This window comes from Labrenzia sp. 011 (assembly GCF_003075075.1).
Lineage (GTDB): Bacteria > Pseudomonadota > Alphaproteobacteria > Rhizobiales > Stappiaceae > Roseibium.
The window spans coordinates 70,605-86,605 of record NZ_QCYM01000014.1; the positions used below are offsets into that span (position 1 = coordinate 70,605).

At 62.7% G+C, this 16,001-nt stretch carries 14 protein-coding genes; 1 reads left to right on the forward strand and 13 read right to left on the reverse strand.

Annotated elements, in window-relative coordinates; genetic code table 11:
* Window positions 1-6: 6 nt before the first annotated feature.
* From DCO57_RS15380 to DCO57_RS15425, 10 genes are all read right to left on the reverse strand, one after another.
* The gene (locus tag DCO57_RS15380) at window positions 7-1,995 is read right to left on the reverse strand and encodes a heme lyase CcmF/NrfE family subunit (RefSeq protein ID WP_116699795.1); all 1,989 of its coding nucleotides are present in this window, start codon (window positions 1,993-1,995) and stop codon (window positions 7-9) included.
* Window positions 1,996-2,031: 36 nt separating this feature from the next.
* Window positions 2,032-2,493 carry a cytochrome c maturation protein CcmE gene (ccmE, locus tag DCO57_RS15385; protein WP_116699796.1) on the reverse strand — a complete coding sequence of 154 codons (462 nt, stop codon included), beginning with the start codon at window positions 2,491-2,493 and terminating at the stop codon, window positions 2,032-2,034.
* A 63-nt stretch (window positions 2,494-2,556) separates the two neighbouring features.
* Window positions 2,557-3,708: a c-type cytochrome biogenesis protein CcmI gene (gene ccmI, locus DCO57_RS15390; protein ID WP_116699797.1), complete on the reverse strand. Its 1,152-nt coding sequence runs from the start codon at window positions 3,706-3,708 to the stop codon at window positions 2,557-2,559.
* A 125-nt stretch (window positions 3,709-3,833) separates the two neighbouring features.
* Complete coding sequence (locus tag DCO57_RS15395; protein ID WP_208977971.1) at window positions 3,834-5,222, reverse strand: hypothetical protein; 1,389 nt, start codon at window positions 5,220-5,222, stop codon at window positions 3,834-3,836.
* 206 nt (window positions 5,223-5,428) lie between these two features.
* The gene (locus DCO57_RS15400) at window positions 5,429-5,866 is read right to left on the reverse strand and encodes an RT0821/Lpp0805 family surface protein (RefSeq protein WP_116699799.1); all 438 of its coding nucleotides are present in this window, start codon (window positions 5,864-5,866) and stop codon (window positions 5,429-5,431) included.
* A gap of 272 nt (window positions 5,867-6,138) precedes the next feature.
* On the reverse strand, window positions 6,139-7,563 hold the full coding sequence (locus tag DCO57_RS15405) for an ATP-binding protein (protein ID WP_116699800.1): 1,425 nt from the start codon (window positions 7,561-7,563) through the stop codon (window positions 6,139-6,141).
* The gene (locus DCO57_RS15410) at window positions 7,553-8,221 is read right to left on the reverse strand and encodes a response regulator transcription factor (protein WP_116699801.1); all 669 of its coding nucleotides are present in this window, start codon (window positions 8,219-8,221) and stop codon (window positions 7,553-7,555) included. The genes DCO57_RS15405 and DCO57_RS15410 overlap by 11 nt, the downstream gene beginning before the upstream one ends.
* Before the next feature lie 78 nt (window positions 8,222-8,299).
* Entirely contained in the window at window positions 8,300-8,554 is a 255-nt protein-coding gene (locus tag DCO57_RS15415) for a hypothetical protein (RefSeq protein ID WP_208977972.1), read from the reverse strand.
* Window positions 8,555-8,841: 287 nt separating this feature from the next.
* Complete coding sequence (locus tag DCO57_RS15420) at window positions 8,842-9,309, reverse strand: hypothetical protein (RefSeq protein ID WP_133192689.1); 468 nt, start codon at window positions 9,307-9,309, stop codon at window positions 8,842-8,844.
* 252 nt (window positions 9,310-9,561) lie between these two features.
* Window positions 9,562-10,119 (reverse strand): hypothetical protein, encoded by a 558-nt coding sequence (locus DCO57_RS15425; RefSeq protein ID WP_116699803.1) that lies wholly within the window; start codon window positions 10,117-10,119, stop codon window positions 9,562-9,564.
* Between the two features lie 201 nt (window positions 10,120-10,320).
* Between DCO57_RS15425 and DCO57_RS15430 the strand changes: the two genes are divergently transcribed.
* A complete protein-coding gene (locus DCO57_RS15430; RefSeq protein ID WP_116699804.1) occupies window positions 10,321-13,062 on the forward strand; it encodes an AAA family ATPase in 2,742 nt (913 codons plus the stop codon).
* Between the two features lie 530 nt (window positions 13,063-13,592).
* On the opposite strand, the gene DCO57_RS15435 is transcribed toward DCO57_RS15430, so the two are convergent.
* From DCO57_RS15435 to DCO57_RS15445, 3 genes are all read right to left on the reverse strand, one after another.
* Window positions 13,593-13,856, reverse strand: coding sequence for a type II toxin-antitoxin system ParD family antitoxin (locus tag DCO57_RS15435; RefSeq protein ID WP_116699805.1), 264 nt, complete (start codon window positions 13,854-13,856; stop codon window positions 13,593-13,595).
* Window positions 13,857-13,926: 70 nt separating this feature from the next.
* Complete coding sequence (gene alaE, locus DCO57_RS15440; protein ID WP_116699806.1) at window positions 13,927-14,337, reverse strand: L-alanine exporter AlaE; 411 nt, start codon at window positions 14,335-14,337, stop codon at window positions 13,927-13,929.
* Between the two features lie 299 nt (window positions 14,338-14,636).
* A complete protein-coding gene (locus DCO57_RS15445; RefSeq protein ID WP_116699807.1) occupies window positions 14,637-15,932 on the reverse strand; it encodes a glycosyltransferase in 1,296 nt (431 codons plus the stop codon).
* Window positions 15,933-16,001 lie beyond the last annotated feature (69 nt).

A 16,001-nucleotide genomic window follows, 5' to 3' on the forward strand; every position in this document is an offset into this window, starting at 1 on the left:
CGCATGTTACTCCGCCGCCGCCGGTGCGCCCGCAGGGCGTTTTCTGGACGGTTTCGGCGCGCCGACGCGAAGCCGCCTGTCGGCGATGGAAATGCCGCCCCCGAGCGCCATGATCACGCAGCCGATCCAGATCAGGGTGATCAGCGGCTTGAAATAGACCCGGACATCCACCGCCCCGTCACCGCGGCTTTCACCCAGCGACAGGTAAAGCTGCGAGAAGCCGGTGGTGTAGATGGCTGCCTCGGTCGTCGGCATCTGGCGGGCGGTATAGATTCGTTTGGAAGGATCCAGCCGGGTGACAATGGCTCCGCCCTGACGGACGGTGAAGTGGCCGACTTCCTCGTTGAAATTCGGACCGCGGCGCGGCGCCGCCCCGTCGAACGTCAGCTGATAGCCGGACAGTTCGACAACGTCTCCCGGCCGCATGGTCTCTATCCGCTCTTCCTGAAAGGCCGATGCGGTGACGACTCCCAGAACGGTCACGCCGATGCCGAAATGGGCCAAGGTGGTTCCCCAGGCAGATCCGGGCAATCCGACCAGACGGGCGAAGGCGCGCCTCGGACCGATCTCGACGATCTTCACCCGGGTGAGAATTTCGGCGACAGCGCCCGCCATCACCCAGACCGCGAGACCGACGCCCAGCGGGGCCAGAACCTTGTCCATGCCCCACAGCCAGAACGTGAAGAGCGTCAGCAGAAGGGCAAGGCCGAAGGCCGCGTAGAGCCGCTGGGATGCGGCCAGCAGGTCGCCGCGCTTCCAGGAGAGTACGGGACCGAAGGGCACGGCGATCAGGAGCGGCACCATCAGCGGTCCGAAGGTGAGGTTGAAGAAGGGCGCGCCGACGGAGATCTTTTCTCCCGTGACCGCATCCAGAAGCAGGGGATAGAGCGTGCCGACGAAGACCGCCGCACAGGCGGAGGTCAGGAACAGGTTGTTCAGAACCAGCGCCCCTTCCCGGCTGATCGGCGCGAAGAGCCCGCCCTGCTTGAGCGCCGGAGCCCTCCAGGCGTAGAGCGCGAGCGACCCGCCGATGAAGATGCACAGCAGGACCAGGATGAAGACACCGCGCGCCGGATCGGTGGCAAAGGCGTGGACGGAGGTCAGGACACCGGAGCGCACAAGGAAGGTTCCCAGCAGCGACAGGGAAAAGGTGAATATCGCCAGCAGGACCGTCCAGATCTTCAGGGCTTCGCGCCGCTCCATGACGATTGCCGAATGCAGAAGCGCCGTTCCGGCCAGCCAGGGCATCAGGCTGGCGTTTTCGACCGGGTCCCAGAACCACCAGCCGCCCCAGCCGAGCTCGTAGTAGGCCCAGTAGGACCCCATGGCGATGCCAAGGGTCAGGAAGCACCAGGCAAGCAGCGTCCAGGGCCGGACCCAGCGTGCCCAGGCGGCATCCGTGCGCCCCAGGATCAGAGCAGCAACGGCAAAGGAAAAGGTGATCGAGAACCCGACATAGCCGACATAGAGAAGCGGCGGATGGATTGCCAGACCGATATCCTGAAGGATCGGATTGAGGTCGGCGCCTTCCAGAGGCGGATTGACGACGCGGGCGAAGGGGTTGGACGTGGCCAGCAGGAACAGGATGAACCCGGTTGAGATCCAGCCCTGGACGGACAGTGTCGCGGCGCGCAGATCCTTCGGAAGATTTCCTCCGAAAAACCCGACCAGTGCGCCGAAGAACACCAGTATGAGCACCCACAGCAGCATCGAGCCTTCGTGATTGCCCCACACACCGGTGAACTTGTAGAGCAATGGCTTGGCGGAATGGGAGTTTTCCAGGACATTGAGCACCGAGAAATCGGCGCTCAGATAGGCGTTCGTCAACACGGCGAAGGACAGCAGCACCATGACGAAGGTCATCACGGACACCGGAGGGGCGACAGCCATCAGCCGGTCGTCCCCGGCAAGCGCACCCCACAGGGGGACGACGGATTGCACGAGCGACAGCGCGAAAGCCAGCACCAGCGCATAATGTCCGAATTCGACGATCATCGGCCTTCCCGTTCCCTGTTCACTGAAGCCATGAGATCAGTTGGCGCTTGTCTTTTCGCCGGCTTCTTCGCCCTGCCAATAGCCCTTGTCCTTGAGCGCTTCGGCGACTTCCTTCGGAATATAGTTCTCGTCGTGCTTCGCAAGCACGCTGTCGGCAACGAACACGCCGTCCGGCCCGACGATACCTTCGGTCACCACGCCCTGCCCCTCGCGGAACAGGTCCGGCAATATGCCCTTATAGGTCACGGGGACCGCGTTCTCCATGTCGGTGACGCGAAAGCTGACCTGCGCGTTGTCGGAGCGCACGACCGACCCGTCCTCCACGAGGCCGCCGAGCCGGATCCGCTGTCCGGGCGCAATCGCATTGTCGGCGATATCCGTCGGGCTCTGGAAAAAGACGATCTGATCGTTCAGGGCAAACAGGATCAGGCCGAGCGCCCCGGCAAGCACGGCACCGGCCGCGCCGATAAGGGTCAGTCTTCTTTGCTTACGTGTCATTCGCTTTCCGTCCGCTTTCCATTGCCTGCGGCCCCTGCAGGCGCGGAAATCCCTTCAATTGTCTCAAGACCCAGGTAGCCCCAGCTGCCGGGCGGCGTCGTTGATCGAGGACAAGTCTTCCGGGCTGCCTGCGTAGGCGGTCCGGGCGTCCCGGAGCGCGGTCTCCGCGCTCTGCCTTTCCCCCAGCACAATATAGGCCTGCATCAGCTGTTTCCATTCCGCCGCGGTCCCTCCGTCCGAGGCAAGCCGTTCGGCAAGACCGGTGACCATCGAGCGGATCATGGCCTGTCTGTCGCCGGCGCTCATGTCCTGCGAGGCGGTGATGTCCTCCTGCGACGGGCCGCGCGGCGGCGCTGTCTCACCGGCCGCGCCGGACGCTCCGGCCGGGGCTTCGAGGGCCGCGAGTTCCTGGCGCGCGGCACCCACCCAGGCTTCCGTGCCCTCGGCGTCGGCCAGAAGGTCGCGCCAGGCCTTCACCGCCTCGGCTTTCCGGCCTTCCTGCCCCAGGGCAAGCGCCAGGAAGAAGCGCGGCTTGACCGCGCTGGCATCCATCTCCACGGCCTGTTCGAACGCCTGCCGCGCCTCGGCAGTGACGAGCCCCTGGCTGGCGATGGTCAGGGCCTCGCCCATGTCGGTGAGCCAGTCCTGTCTCGGCCCCAGAAGACGGATGGCCTGCGCATAGGCGCGGGCGGAGTCCTGCGGCCGGCCGAGAGACAGATAGACCGGGGCAATCACCACCCAGCCCTGCCCGTCTTCCGGGTTTTCCGCCAGGTGACGCTCGACACGGGCCACGAGAACATCCACGGACTGTTCCTGCGCCGGCATGTCCAGCCTTGCGGCAAGCGGTGCGTCCGGCAGATCCGGAGCGCCGAAGACGAGATACAGGCCGACGGCCCCGACCGGCAGGGCGAAGAGCGCCATTGCCTGGACGAATCGCAGCCGTGCACCCGGGGCGATCCCACCGCTTTCCCGGGCATGTTTTTCATGGGCACCGAGCAGACGGCGGGCAATTTCCGTGCGCGCGGCAGCGGCGGCTTCCGGCTCGATCAGCCCCCGTTTCAGTTCGGTTTCTATGGTCTTGAGCTGGTCGCGGTAAACCGCCTCGTCCGCGGCCCCGGACGAGGCATCGCTCGACCGCCGGGTCCTCGACAGGGGAACGAGCACGGACAGGGCGGCGGCCGCTGTCATGACGGCTATCAGGATCCAGAATACCATGGTTGCACTATAGACAGTTCAAACCGGACAAAAGCAAGACGGCTCTGCTGTGACCGGCGGTCGCGGCAGACGAGCGTCTTTGACGACGGGAAGAACGGCTTTGCGCGGTCCGGGCTCCAAGGGCTTTATCTGTGGCCCAGCGCGCTGGCCACCAGCTTGCGCTCCGGACTGACCTCTCCCGAAGCGCTCAGTTTCCGCGCCTTGGCCACGGCGGTCTGCCGGCTGCGCCGGAGCTGGTCGGCATATTCGGAGCCGAAATAGATCTCCGACAGCATGATCGCCACATCGGCCGCGGCCAGATGGGCCTGCAGCTCTTTTCCCCGGGCCTTGCCGAGATCGGAGATCTGCGAGCGCGTAACGATTTCCAGCGTCTGTTCGACGGCCTGTCTGGTGCGTTTGCCGACCTCGTTCACCGCGAAGGTTTCCGAAGCGGTGCGCACCAGGGTGACGACGCGCAGGGTGCGCACCGCCTCGTCAATCGCGCTCTGGTCGACCTGCAGCTTGCCGGTGCGGTCGAATTTCGGCACCTGCAGCGCCCGGCGGACCGCCCCGTGGGCGTTGTTCAGCTCCGTCGTCACCACGTTGGAAATGCTGCGTTTGCTTTCCGCCAGGCGCTTGTGCCACTTGCCGGACAGGGACAGGTCCATGTCCCGCTCCACACCGCGCACAAGGGAATGGTATTCCAGCAGCGCCTGCGAGAAGGCAACCGGATCCGGATTGTTCCTGCAGTGTTCGAGCGCCAGGATCTGCAGCCGTTCCGCCTCGCTCATCACGACATCGACAAACGGCGCGAACTGCGAGTTCTCGATCGTCTTGGGATCCTCGTCACCGGCCAGACGGGCGGCGAATTTGCACAGGGCCGCCGGCGCATCGGAGCGGTCGATCAGGGCTGCGGCAATGACCGCGACATGATCGGGAAAGCGGTCGGAGCACTTGTCGACCAGCCGCAGGACATCCGTGTCCCGCTTCAGCCTCTGTTCGTTGATCCGGTCGGGAATGTTCTGCAGAAAGGGCACGAGCCAGCGCTCGGCCGAAAAGATCTTCTGGATGTCCCTGAGTTCGGCAATCCCGCGTTCCCCGCCGAGCTCGATGCCCATCCGGCGCCGTTCCGTCTCCGAAACCTCGCTGCGGTGAAGGGCCTCCCCCACCGCATCCACGGACCGGGTGCGCAGGGCCTGTACGAGAGCGGCGACCCGTTCGCCGCTGACCTCGGCATTGCCGGCCTGGTCCATGACGGTGCGGAAGTCGTTGGGCATGACGTCCCGGCCGAGCCACGTCCAGACCCGCGTGAGCATGCCGCGGTTGATACGTGCCTCCTGCCGGATCGGCAGGGTCTCGTTGATCAGGAAGTCCTCCAGCGGCGCGAAGAACATGCGCTGGATCTGGTTGCGTCTCTGGGAGCCGTCGGACATTTCCGGTGGTGTCGCATGGGGTCTGCGCAGGATGGCCAGCGCGGCAGCGAGAACGATCTGGAGATTCGGATCGGGGTCCTTTTGAAACCTGGCCCGTTCCATGTTCCGGACCAAGGCCTCGACCGCTTGCGGCCTGAGGCTACCCAGGTAGGATTTTATCTTATTCTCAAGCTGGGCCGAATGGGTCATTCACAGCGTCAATCGCGATCCAAGACCACGCGACGTTAGCTACATAAGTTTAAGCAAGTGTTGAGAATAATTTCAGGTTTCCGGAATACCCGCTTGACGGACACCTTGCGCGCGCCGGCCTATCCGATGACCTGCCAGCTGCCGCCGTCCGTTTCGCAGGCGGTGCCCCTGGCCTGAAGCATCCGTCCCTGCAGAACCATCTCGTGGGTGAATTCCCGGCAGCTTGTCTCGTTGACGAAATAGACCGGACCGGGACGCACCTGGCCGCTGCGGCCGGTGCGCTCGTTCTGCCAGGCGACGGCAACGCCGACACCGCGGGCCCGCAGGGCGCGGTCCTGGGCATCTTCGGCCGCACGGCGGTCGGAGGGGTCGAGCGCATTGCCCAGCTCGTTGTTCACCAGTACGGAAATGGCGGCATTGGCCTCGGACCCGGCCACATTGGATTGCGGATCGCCGAAAAACGATCCCCAGCCGGCAGTTTCCTTCGAGCCGGACGTCATCGAACATCCTGCCAGAACCGTGGCAAGCGCAAGACATGTGGCAGCGCGCAAAAACATGCTCGAAAGCTCCCGGAGCAATCTGTTTCCAGGCAGGTTCTCCTGACAATCAGGACGGCCGCTCGGACTCGGCAACCCGGCGCACTTCCCGGCGTCCTTTCGGACACGGGAGGCACCGGATGACAGGATAACCGGCAGAACCCGCAGATGATTCCTTGTTATTTTCAATTTGTGGCCGAACTTGGCCAGCGTCCAGTCTTTTGACAACGCCAGGTGCTTCAATTTCCATCACATTTCATTGCGGCCAGGGGACGGACGGCGGAAGTCCGCCGTCAAACCCGTCCCAGCGCCGGCAATGTCAGCCTTGCCTTCAGCCCGCCGAGCTCCGATCCGTCCATGTCCAGCGTTCCGCCGTAGAGCGCGGCCAGATCGGCCACGATCGACAGGCCGAGGCCGGTGCCGGGAACGGTTTCATCGAGCCGCCGGCCGCGCTTGACCGCCTCCGCCCTCTCATCGGGCGCCAGTCCGTTGCCGTCGTCCTCCACCTCGATGGTGAACATCTCCCGGCTGGTGGCCGGGTCGTTGAGGGGCGCCACGCGCACCGAAACCCGGCTGCTGGCCCATTTGCAGGCATTGTCGATGAGATTGCCCGCCATTTCCTCCAGATCCTGGCTTTCCCCGCGAAAGCGGATCGCGCCGGTCTGCTCGAAGCCGACGGACAGGCCCTTGTCCTGGTAGATCTTGTCCATGGCACGGATCAGCCTGGCAAGCACCGGTTCCGTTTCGCAGGACACGCCGATCACCCGGCGCTGCGCCGCCATGCGGGCGCGCTCCAGATGATGCTGGATCTGGGTGGACATGATGGCCGCCTGCTCGGACACCTTGTCGGCCAGCGGACCGCCACCGGCGGCGCGGGCCTCGTTCGAGATCACAGACAAAGGCGTCTTCAGCCCGTGCGCCAGATTGCCGACATGGGTGCGCGCCCGTTCGACGATCTCCCTGTTGGACACGATCAAGGCATTGAGCTCCACCGCCAGCGGCGCGATCTCGCGCGGCAGGTCCTCGTCGATCCGTTCCGCGTCGCCCTGGCGGACGGCCGACAGGGAGGCGCGCAGGTGGGCCAGCGGTTTCAGGCCGATGCGCACCTGCAGGAAGATCGCCAGGATCAGGCCGAGGCCGACGATGCACAAGGTCAGCGCGACCATGCGGGCGAATTCGTAGATATCGGCCCAGAACCCGGCCGTTGCCGCCCCCACGGCGATGACATACTGCGTCTCGCCGATGGAGATGCGCTGCTGCAGCACGCGGATTTCGTCGCCGCCGGGACCGGCCACGAAGCCGGCGCTGCTGTCCTTCTCGCCGATGTCCGGCACATTGAGCGGATCGCCCACGAGCGATTTCGACGCATAGAGGATCTCCGCCCTGCCCGCCTGGCGCACGGTCCAGTACCAGCCGGACAGCGGCAGGGAGAAGCGCGGGTCGCCGCTGTAGTCCGGATCGCTCAGCGTGGCGGGCGCCCCCTCCGCGCCGTCGCCCGTATCCAGCATGCCGGAAATCAGCGCGTTGAGGTGGATCTCCAGCTGGGTGTCGAAGGCGCGTTCACTTGCCCGCTGGTAGAGGCTGGCCAGAAAGACGCCGGCCAGGGCAAGGGCCACGGCGGACCACACGGCGGCAACGAAGACAAGGCGCGCGGCCAGCGAGCGCTGCCGGCCGCGCGGCGTCCGGCGCGCCGGGTCCGGCGTCTCCTCAGCTGTCACCGGCCGCTCCCAGCCGGTAGCCGAGACCGCGAATGGTCTCGATCAGGTCGGAGCCGATCTTCTTGCGCAGACGGCCGACAAAGACCTCGACCGTGTTGGAGTCCCGGTCGAAGTCCTGATCGTACAGATGTTCGGTGAGTTCCGTCCTGGAGATCACCTTGCCCTGGTGATGGAGCAGATAGGACAGCAGCCGGTATTCGTGGGAGGTCAGCTTGACCGGCGAGCCGTCCACGGTGACCCTTCCGGCACGCAGGTCGAGACGCACGGCACCGCAGGTCAGCTCGTTGGAGGCATGGCCGGCCGCCCGGCGCACCAGCGCGCGGACCCGGGCCAGCACTTCCTCCATGTGAAAGGGCTTGGCCACATAATCATCCGCCCCGGCGTCGATCCCCGAGACCTTGTCCGACCAGCGGTCGCGCGCCGTGAGGATCAGCACCGGCATGGTGCGCCCGTCGCGGCGCCAGTTTTCCAGAACCGACAGGCCGTCCAGGGTCGGCAGGCCGAGATCCAGGACAACGGCGTCATAGGGTTCGGTGTCGCCCAGATAATGCCCGTCCTCGCCGTCCGTGGCGCTGTCGACCACATAGCCGGCCTCTTCCAGGGCGGTGACGAGTTGGCGGTTCAGGTCGGTATCGTCTTCAACAACAAGAATGCGCATGGGGTCCGGTTTTTCCATTGACTGCGGTGATCGGGCCGCCCGCCCCCGGCTGGAGCGGCAGGCCCGGCATCCTGGCGGCTACCTGCCGGCGTTGACTGTGACCGTTGTCACCTTGCCGCCGTTCCTGACCGACAGCACATAGACATAGCCGCCGCCCTGCCGGCAGAGCTCCGCCTTCAGAATCTCGCCCTTCACCCGGCTGGCGACCGACCCGAGGGACGCCGCCTTGCCGCTGGCCACAACCTGGCGCGCCTCCCCCTGCGACAGACAGGCCGCCTGCGCCGGAGCCACCGCGGCGCACAGGAGGATCAGGAGTAAAAATATCTGTTTCACGGGTTCGATTCCGGTTCTGCTCACGAAGTGTCCGCAAGGTGTAATCAATTTCACATGAACGCAAGCTGAACCGGGTGTTTTGGGGATTTGGGGGGGGACCGTCAGGTTCCGGGCCATAGCGGACCTTCATATTACTGGCTGGTCTAACACCACGGGAATATGCTAACCGGCAAAAGAAGGCCAAAACCTCAACCGGGCTAACTTATAGACGCGCACTCTATGGGGAGCAGGTCAACGCGTGGCATCTGTTACACAAGCTTGGGCGATCAAATGTCAACATGGCATTTTCACCGGAGCAGCAGGCTGAGAAACGATAAGAGCAGACTGAATAAGCTGACAGAAACTGCGATCCACGAAAGGACTGGCTTTTGCACCAATTCTCGCTCCGCCGCTATATCGTGGCGCAGCTTTCGATGCCCTTCCAAGGTCAATACATGATCCCCAAACATTGATGATTCCCAGTATTCGCTATCTTCGCCGACCTCCGGCTTCTTCGGTATTGGAATCTGATATTTCTGGGCAGAACGCACGCGTTGTCTGGTTTCAATCTCATCTATTAACTGACGTGGTAGACCGACCTCGTGATGGTACTCCGATAAGATACTTCTATAGTCGTCCCACGGCGAACCTTTTTCTTTTGCCGCTTCGATTTTCGGTCGGTACAGATCTTCAAGCCGTTCGGTTTCATGTTGCGCCGAAATGATCTGGTGCCGTTCTTCTCGATATCTCAGCAAATTTTTGATCAGTAGATGCATATGCACTCCAGATATCTCGATGCCTGACGCCGGGTTGGATACTGGAACCATGTGGGACGCAGACATCGCTTACGGTAGTCCTCCCGTATCCGATCGACTTCTCTGTCGGCGCTTTCGGCCCTGAGCTGCCATTTAACACCCGTAAATTCAATGGCGGCTTCGCTCCTACATTGCGGTCATGCCGACGCTCGTTGCTTTCGCCCGGAAGCAGTCATCCCGCGTCATCACTTCCCCGTTGCGCAAGATGGGCCATCAGGCGCATGCAGTGCCCCATGGCAGTGGCGTCCACCCAAGGTCGGCTTCGATCCTCCGCCTGTACGGGGTGTCGATCTGCCGGGGCGCATGGCGGATATAGCGTTCGGCCTCGTCTTTCTTTGCACCTTCGAGCCCCTGTAAGTAGGAGAGGACCTGTTCAACGGTCGGGGCCACCGATTGTCCGTCGAACTGCGGGGGTAGTGCCGTCCACACCACGCCTTGCACGCCATGGGCCAAGGCCCAGCCCGGTAGGCCCGGTAGCGCCTCAGGCGTGGCTCCGCCCTGCGACCAGGTGGCCACCCAGTTGCCGTTCTGCGTCGCCTCGCGCGCCATCAGGTGCCGTTTCGCGAGCTCCAAATCGTCCGCGTCCATAATCGCCCAGAACGATCGCACCTCTGGTGCTGTCGGCTCCAGCACCAGAGTTATGCGCCCGTTTTTCGACTGGCGGGTGAATTCCACCCTCAACAGCGGCCCATCGTCAAACCACCCTCGGCGGATAGGAAGCTCGCGTGGATCCCAGATTAACGATCCCCAACCTAGGCATGCAATCGCCATTTCTCTTGCCCCTCTCATCAACGCTCCTGAACATGTCGCACATTCCAACCTCGCCTACCACCCAATGGCAGCGGCGGTGCTGCTGCGAGCGGCAAAGTGTTACCCAAATACCTTTGAGCTTCGCTTGTATATTTAAGGTTGCTGTTGCATAAGATACGCTTTCCCCGCTAATTGTTCGGTGAAACAACGGGGGAGGGAAGCATGGCGGTTACGGCAGCCTTTGGCTTCGATGAAAACGCTGACTTGGAGAGCAACCTTACCAAGTTAAAAACGCATCTCGGGTTGCATGACGCGACCCTGAGCGCACAGCTCACGACCTTCTACCCGGTCCTCCTCGATGAAACCTATAAGTCCTCGACCGTTTGGAATACTATGCTCCAAGCGATCGTTGATGCGGACGTCTTCGCCGCACAGCAAACCACAGCGCCCACACCTGCGGCAACTGGCGCAACCGCGACAGTTCCGCCCGCTGCCGGTCCCACTGGCTGGTTTCTGGAAGGTCTCAGCATTGAGGGCTTCCGTGGCATAAACAATGAGGGCAAGCCGCTTGAATTGAAGTTCAAGTCAGACAAGGTCAACAGCGTCTCCGCCGTAAACGGTGTGGGCAAAACATCTGTATATGATGCCATCCGGTATGCGATATCCGGGCGGCTGCCGTGGTTGGAAGAACTCCCTCCGGGCGATCGTGACGGTGATTACTACCTCAACCGATTCCATCCTGCCCAGACGGCGATTATAAAGCTTTCGCTCCGCGAAATGGCGACGAACCAGCCCTGTGAAATCGAGGTCAAGCGGGATAGCTCGGGAACTCGAACAGTATCCGCATCCGGCACTTGGGATGGCAACGCTATCCTTCATTCCCTCAATCGTGAGTTCGTGCTGCTCGACGGGCCGACCTTCCAAAACTTCATCGCGGCCAAACCCCAGGCGCGGGGCCGCACGTTTGCAGGTCTGCTGGGGCTCTCAGATTATAGCAGGATGCGCCAAGCCCTTGCGGCACTGGCAAATACGCGAGCGTTCAACAACCACTTCGGCGTGCAGGCCCATACACAAGCCCAAGCCCACGCGCAGAAAGGCGTCAATGACGCATGGGATGCCCTGAAACGCGATCACCTGATCCTGACGGGCGACGAATGGGGTACGATGCCCCTCGCTGATGGCCTCGCCAAGTGTTTCTCGGCACTGGAGCAGATCGGCCCGCTGAACGCACTCTGCGCAGGCAAGACGTTCAGTGAGATCGACGTGGACGCCTGTATCGAAGCCGTCAAGGCTGCCGAGGGCGGCCCGCAACGGGAGCGCCTCGGGGAATGTGTCCGGCTCCGGCAGGAACTGGTCACGCTGAACGTGCAGGCGCCCGATGCGGAGCGCACCAATCAGCTGGCGAATGTCGCGAAGAACCGCGAAGAGGCCGTAGTCAAGACGGCCGGCGATGTCATCCTCCAGCTCTATCAGGCAGGGGCCAAGGCTCTTGAGCTGCCTGAATGGGCGAACGCTGGTATATGCCCGCTGTGTGACAGTGCAGTTGCCCATGATCTTTATAGTCATGTCGGCACTAAGCTCTCCGCATTCACCGCACTCGACGAAGCAACCCAGGCGGTGGGCCTCGAATGGAACGAGGGGGGCTGGGCTGACCTGACAGGACTTGAGAAGCTGTTGGAACCCGATGCCACCAAGCGCCCGATCACTGCCCTGTCGGATACGGCGCAAAAGGGGGTGCTTACCGAGGCGCAGGCCAAGGACCTTGCCGTCTGGCTGCGGACGTTGCGCGAGCGCGCGGGTGCTCGGGATACTGCGCTGGAGAATGAGCAGCGTGAGCTGGAGAAGATCCTTCCCCAGTCTTCAGTTGAGGTGACGAAGAAGGTTGAGGCGGCCCGCCGGATGCAAGAGAGCCTCGGCAATCTCGACGCCGCACAGACTGACCTTGACCGGGAGAAGGCGCGCGCCAGCCGCGTGTCGCGTTTGAAGACATTTCTGGACCGGGCCTCGAACGATTTCGGGGTGGCAGAGGCGGCAATCAGCAAGGCCCGTCTGGCCGCCGTGGAACCCGTATTCAAGACCAACTTCGCGGAGATGTCGTTTTTCGGAGTCACGCCGGAGGTCGTCAAACGTGCCAACAGCGAGGATCTTCAAATCCGCTTGCAAGAGTTCCACGGGCTGGCCGACCTGTCACCCCAGGCGCTGTTGTCAGAAAGCTACCGCAATGCCTTTGCCATCGCGCTCTATCTTGCTGCTGCGTCACTGTACGGCGGGATGCCCAAGTTTATCGTGCTCGATGATGTGACTTCCAGCTTTGATGCGGGCCACCAGCTCTATCTGGTGGAATTGCTCCGGAAAAGCTTTGCCCGGCCAGCCAACCCGGACGGGCTGCAGGTGATCCTGTTGAGCCACGACACCATGTTGGAAAAGCTCTTCAACAAGCACACTGGCTCCGGCGTCTGGTGGCACCAGCGGCTCGAAGGCAACCCTCAGTTTGCGGTGCTGCCGCAAGCCGGCGCGGTGAACAAGGTGCGTGATCATACCATTTCATTGCTGCAGGCCGGACAGGCTGACTTCGCCAAAGAGGGAGTCCGGCAGTATCTCGAATACCGGCTGAGCGATCTCATCAGCAAGCTGCGCATCCCCGTACCTGTGGACGTTGCCTTCAATGACAACAAGCAGCTGACGGGGGAATTCCTCGGTGCGATCGACGCCGCCGTGAAACTCCACAAGGCGGGGGGATCCCTTATTCTCGAACCCGCTCAGGAGACGGGCTTGAACGCCAACATGGCGACGATTGTTGGAAACTTCACCAGTCACTGGGGAACAGGTCAAGCTCTGGCCTTCACAGCGCCGGCCCTGCTCGGCGTAATGAACGCGATCGACCAGTATTGCGACTGCTTTACTTTTGTCCCGAATCCCGGGGGGGCTCGGAAGTTGTACAAATCTCTTAGCCAGAAGCTGTGACCAGGATCATTGCGTCTAGTACTGGCCGTCAAACAGGTCGCCAGCGCCCGGGTCATGAGAAAGGCCAGTCGTCGGCGCCGCAAATGCTCGGGCCGGTCATAGATGTGGCACCGCTGGCAGAACACCCGGAGATTCTGCTGGTTATTATGACCGGGTTGTCGTCAAGGTGCGCCGTCGCCAGATAATCGAGCAAGCATGTATCGTCGGGGTGGTAGCAAACGGAAAGGAAATCCCAGGCAGTAACTCGGTCCGGCGATGAGCGGTGACAGCATCCGGTTGCTGTTCTCTCTTGATCTCTCAAAGCAGACAGTCCGTTGTCGGCCCCGTTTCGGACAATCGTTTCAATCGCAGCGAACGTCCGCTCCCCGCCCTGACCGGGCCTCCAATCAGCTACGGTCAGCGACAGCATTCGAGGTGATGAATGCAATCAGGCCCTCGCACACATCGTCACGCCGGGGGAAACTATCGGGACGTTCGGCGCCCTGGCGGATCGTGGCTTCGCCCCCGGGGAAGAAACGACAAGGCACGGGTCAGGTCTTTGCTGCGTAGCGCGCGCGAAGTTCCGCGAAAACCTGAGCTGCGGGAATGGCGGGGCCGCTGTCCAGACCGGCCTTGATCGCCGCGCGCAAGGCATCCAGCTCCTGGCGCTCCGTGTCCCGTTTGCGGGTCCGGTCGCGCCATGCCTCGCGGACGCCTTCGCTCGTCGAGGCATATTTTCCGCCGGCACCCGTCTGGCGCAGGGTTTCGGCCAGTTCGGCGGGCATGGTGATCCTCATTCGTTCAACTGCGGCCATAAGCGTCCCTCCAGCGGTCACCGCATATCTTTCATGCTTATGAGCCAGATGTCAGCGTGAGGGGCGCGCCTCACCGTGCCAGTTCGATGCCGAACATGCGACGCATGAGATCGACGAACAGGCCGAATGGTCGCGCGAGCAGGACCATGAGTACAATAGCCGAACCGATCGCGAAGAGAGCTTCCGACGCGCTCGCTCCCGCGATCATTAGCGTAGCCCCATAGACGGGGACCTGGAACACCAAAAAGGCGGCAATGTCCGCCGCCGCAGCGCTGAAATACCCTCGCGGTTGCACCTGTGAGAAAAGCCAGTCGCGCCACACGGTGTAGGGTCGTCCCGTGGCGATCATCACCGGGATCATGACAAGCCGGGTTGTCAGGACCGATGACAGGTCCATTCCCGCGATTACGAGTTCCGAAAAGGTTGCAAACACGGTGAAAAACACGATCGTGGCAATGGTGTCGATAATCGAGGTGCGCATGAAAACTCTTTAACATGCCAGGGGCACAAATAAATCAATCCGGCAGCCGCATCTGTGGACGCCCACTGACTGGAGCGATGCATTTGCGGTGATCGCCTGCCTGAAGGGCCGTCAGAAGGCGCACAACGAGGGCCGGGTCCAGTACGCCGTGCGGTTCGAGGTGGACTGCAAACAGAGCCGACGAGGGGACTGGATCCCCGCCTTCGCGGGGATGACAACCGGGAGAGGCGCAGACGAAGTTGCGCGCCAGTTCCCGTTCAAGCCCGGCGTTCGTTCCCGCAACTGGAGGCGTGCTCCCCCTACAGCGCCACCAGATCGTCCGTCTGCGGGTCGTCGTAGCGGCCCTTGAAGTGTTCGAAGATTTGCAGGGTGCGCCGGGCGATGCCGGTCCAGCCGAAGGAGCGGCGGGCGAAGCGGGCGCCTTCCACCGACAGGGTCTCGCGCAGCCAGGGATATTGCATCGGCATGTTGAGCATGGCGGCGAATTCCTCCGGACGCTTCGGGTCGGCGACCAGGGCATGGCGGCCGAATTCGATCTGGTCGAACAGGCCGCCGTGGACCGTGACCACGGTCGGCGTGCCGCAGGCCATCGCCTCCACTGCCGTCATGCCGAAGGGCTCGTAGCGGGAGGGCAATGCGAAGATGCCCGGCGCCCGGTAGAAATCGGCCAGATCCGCATCTTCCACATAGCCGCGCCAGCTGATGGCATCTGCAACGCCCATGTCGGCGGCCACCTGTTTCCACTGGTTGAGCAGAGCGATGTCGCTGTCGGAATTGGCACCGGCCGCCAGGACGAGGCGCGCGTCGGGCTGCAGCTTGAGAAGATGCGGCAGGCTTTCGATGATGAGGTCGTAGCCCTTGTTTTCCGCCGCCCGGCCGACGACGTAGATGTCCGTGTCGCGAATATCGTGCTTCTGCCGCGCCGCGGCCACCTTGTCCGGCGTGGAAGGCGTGAACCGGCCCTCGTCGATGCCCGGCGGAATCATGGTGATATGTTCCTTCGGCAGCTGGTAGTGCTCGACGATCAGGTCGGTCTGCTGCTCGGTGGTCGCGATCACGTGGTCGCAATTGCGGTAGAGCACGAATTCCTTCTGGATCCGTTCCTCGAACCGGTAGCCGGTCATTTCCTGCTTGCCGGCCCCGACCATGTCGTGACGCTTCCACCAGCCGAGGGAATGCGGCGTGTGGATATGGGGGATCTGCAGTTCCTCGGCGATCTTCTGACCGGAGACGCCCGCGTCCCAATAGTGGCTGTTGATGACGTCATATTCGATCTTGCGGTGCCGGATCATGGCCAGCGCATTGGTGACGAAATCGCCGTACCAGTCGTGCATGTCCTCCTTGCGGATGAACTCCCGGCCGCCGAAGGGCACGCGCACGACGCGCAGATTGTCGTTGATGACATCCTCTGCCGGCTGATCCTCGAACTGGCGGGTCATCACGTCGACCCGGTAGCCGAGGCGGGCAAATCTCTTGGCGAGCTCCAGCACGAACACAACCTGCCCGCCCGTGTCCGGCTTTCCCAGCTCGGGGGATCCGGCCACGTAACCGTGCAGCGAGATCATCAGCAGCGAACCGATATTGTGCTTAGTCATGAACTACCAACCTTTATTTGTTTGTGTTCCGGTCTCCGTCTTCCCAGGCGCTTCGTTTGGCTCTTGCAG

Excerpts from the sequence above, each read along its gene's own strand:
- DCO57_RS15395 (WP_208977971.1), bottom strand. The coding sequence starts at position 5,222 with ATGGAACGGGCCAGGTTTCAAAAGGACCCCGATCCGAATCTCCAGATC.
- DCO57_RS15425 (WP_116699803.1), bottom strand. The coding sequence starts at position 10,119 with ATGGCGATTGCATGCCTAGGTTGGGGATCGTTAATCTGGGATCCACGC.
- DCO57_RS15380 (WP_116699795.1), bottom strand. The coding sequence starts at position 1,995 with ATGATCGTCGAATTCGGACATTATGCGCTGGTGCTGGCTTTCGCGCTG.
- ccmE (WP_116699796.1), bottom strand. The coding sequence starts at position 2,493 with ATGACACGTAAGCAAAGAAGACTGACCCTTATCGGCGCGGCCGGTGCC.
- DCO57_RS15420 (WP_133192689.1), bottom strand. The coding sequence starts at position 9,309 with ATGCATCTACTGATCAAAAATTTGCTGAGATATCGAGAAGAACGGCAC.
- DCO57_RS15430 (WP_116699804.1), top strand. The coding sequence starts at position 10,321 with ATGGCGGTTACGGCAGCCTTTGGCTTCGATGAAAACGCTGACTTGGAG.
- ccmI (WP_116699797.1), bottom strand. The coding sequence starts at position 3,708 with ATGGTATTCTGGATCCTGATAGCCGTCATGACAGCGGCCGCCGCCCTG.
- alaE (WP_116699806.1), bottom strand. The coding sequence starts at position 14,337 with ATGCGCACCTCGATTATCGACACCATTGCCACGATCGTGTTTTTCACC.
- DCO57_RS15400 (WP_116699799.1), bottom strand. The coding sequence starts at position 5,866 with ATGTTTTTGCGCGCTGCCACATGTCTTGCGCTTGCCACGGTTCTGGCA.
- DCO57_RS15435 (WP_116699805.1), bottom strand. The coding sequence starts at position 13,856 with ATGGCCGCAGTTGAACGAATGAGGATCACCATGCCCGCCGAACTGGCC.
- DCO57_RS15410 (WP_116699801.1), bottom strand. The coding sequence starts at position 8,221 with ATGCGCATTCTTGTTGTTGAAGACGATACCGACCTGAACCGCCAACTC.
- DCO57_RS15445 (WP_116699807.1), bottom strand. The coding sequence starts at position 15,932 with ATGACTAAGCACAATATCGGTTCGCTGCTGATGATCTCGCTGCACGGT.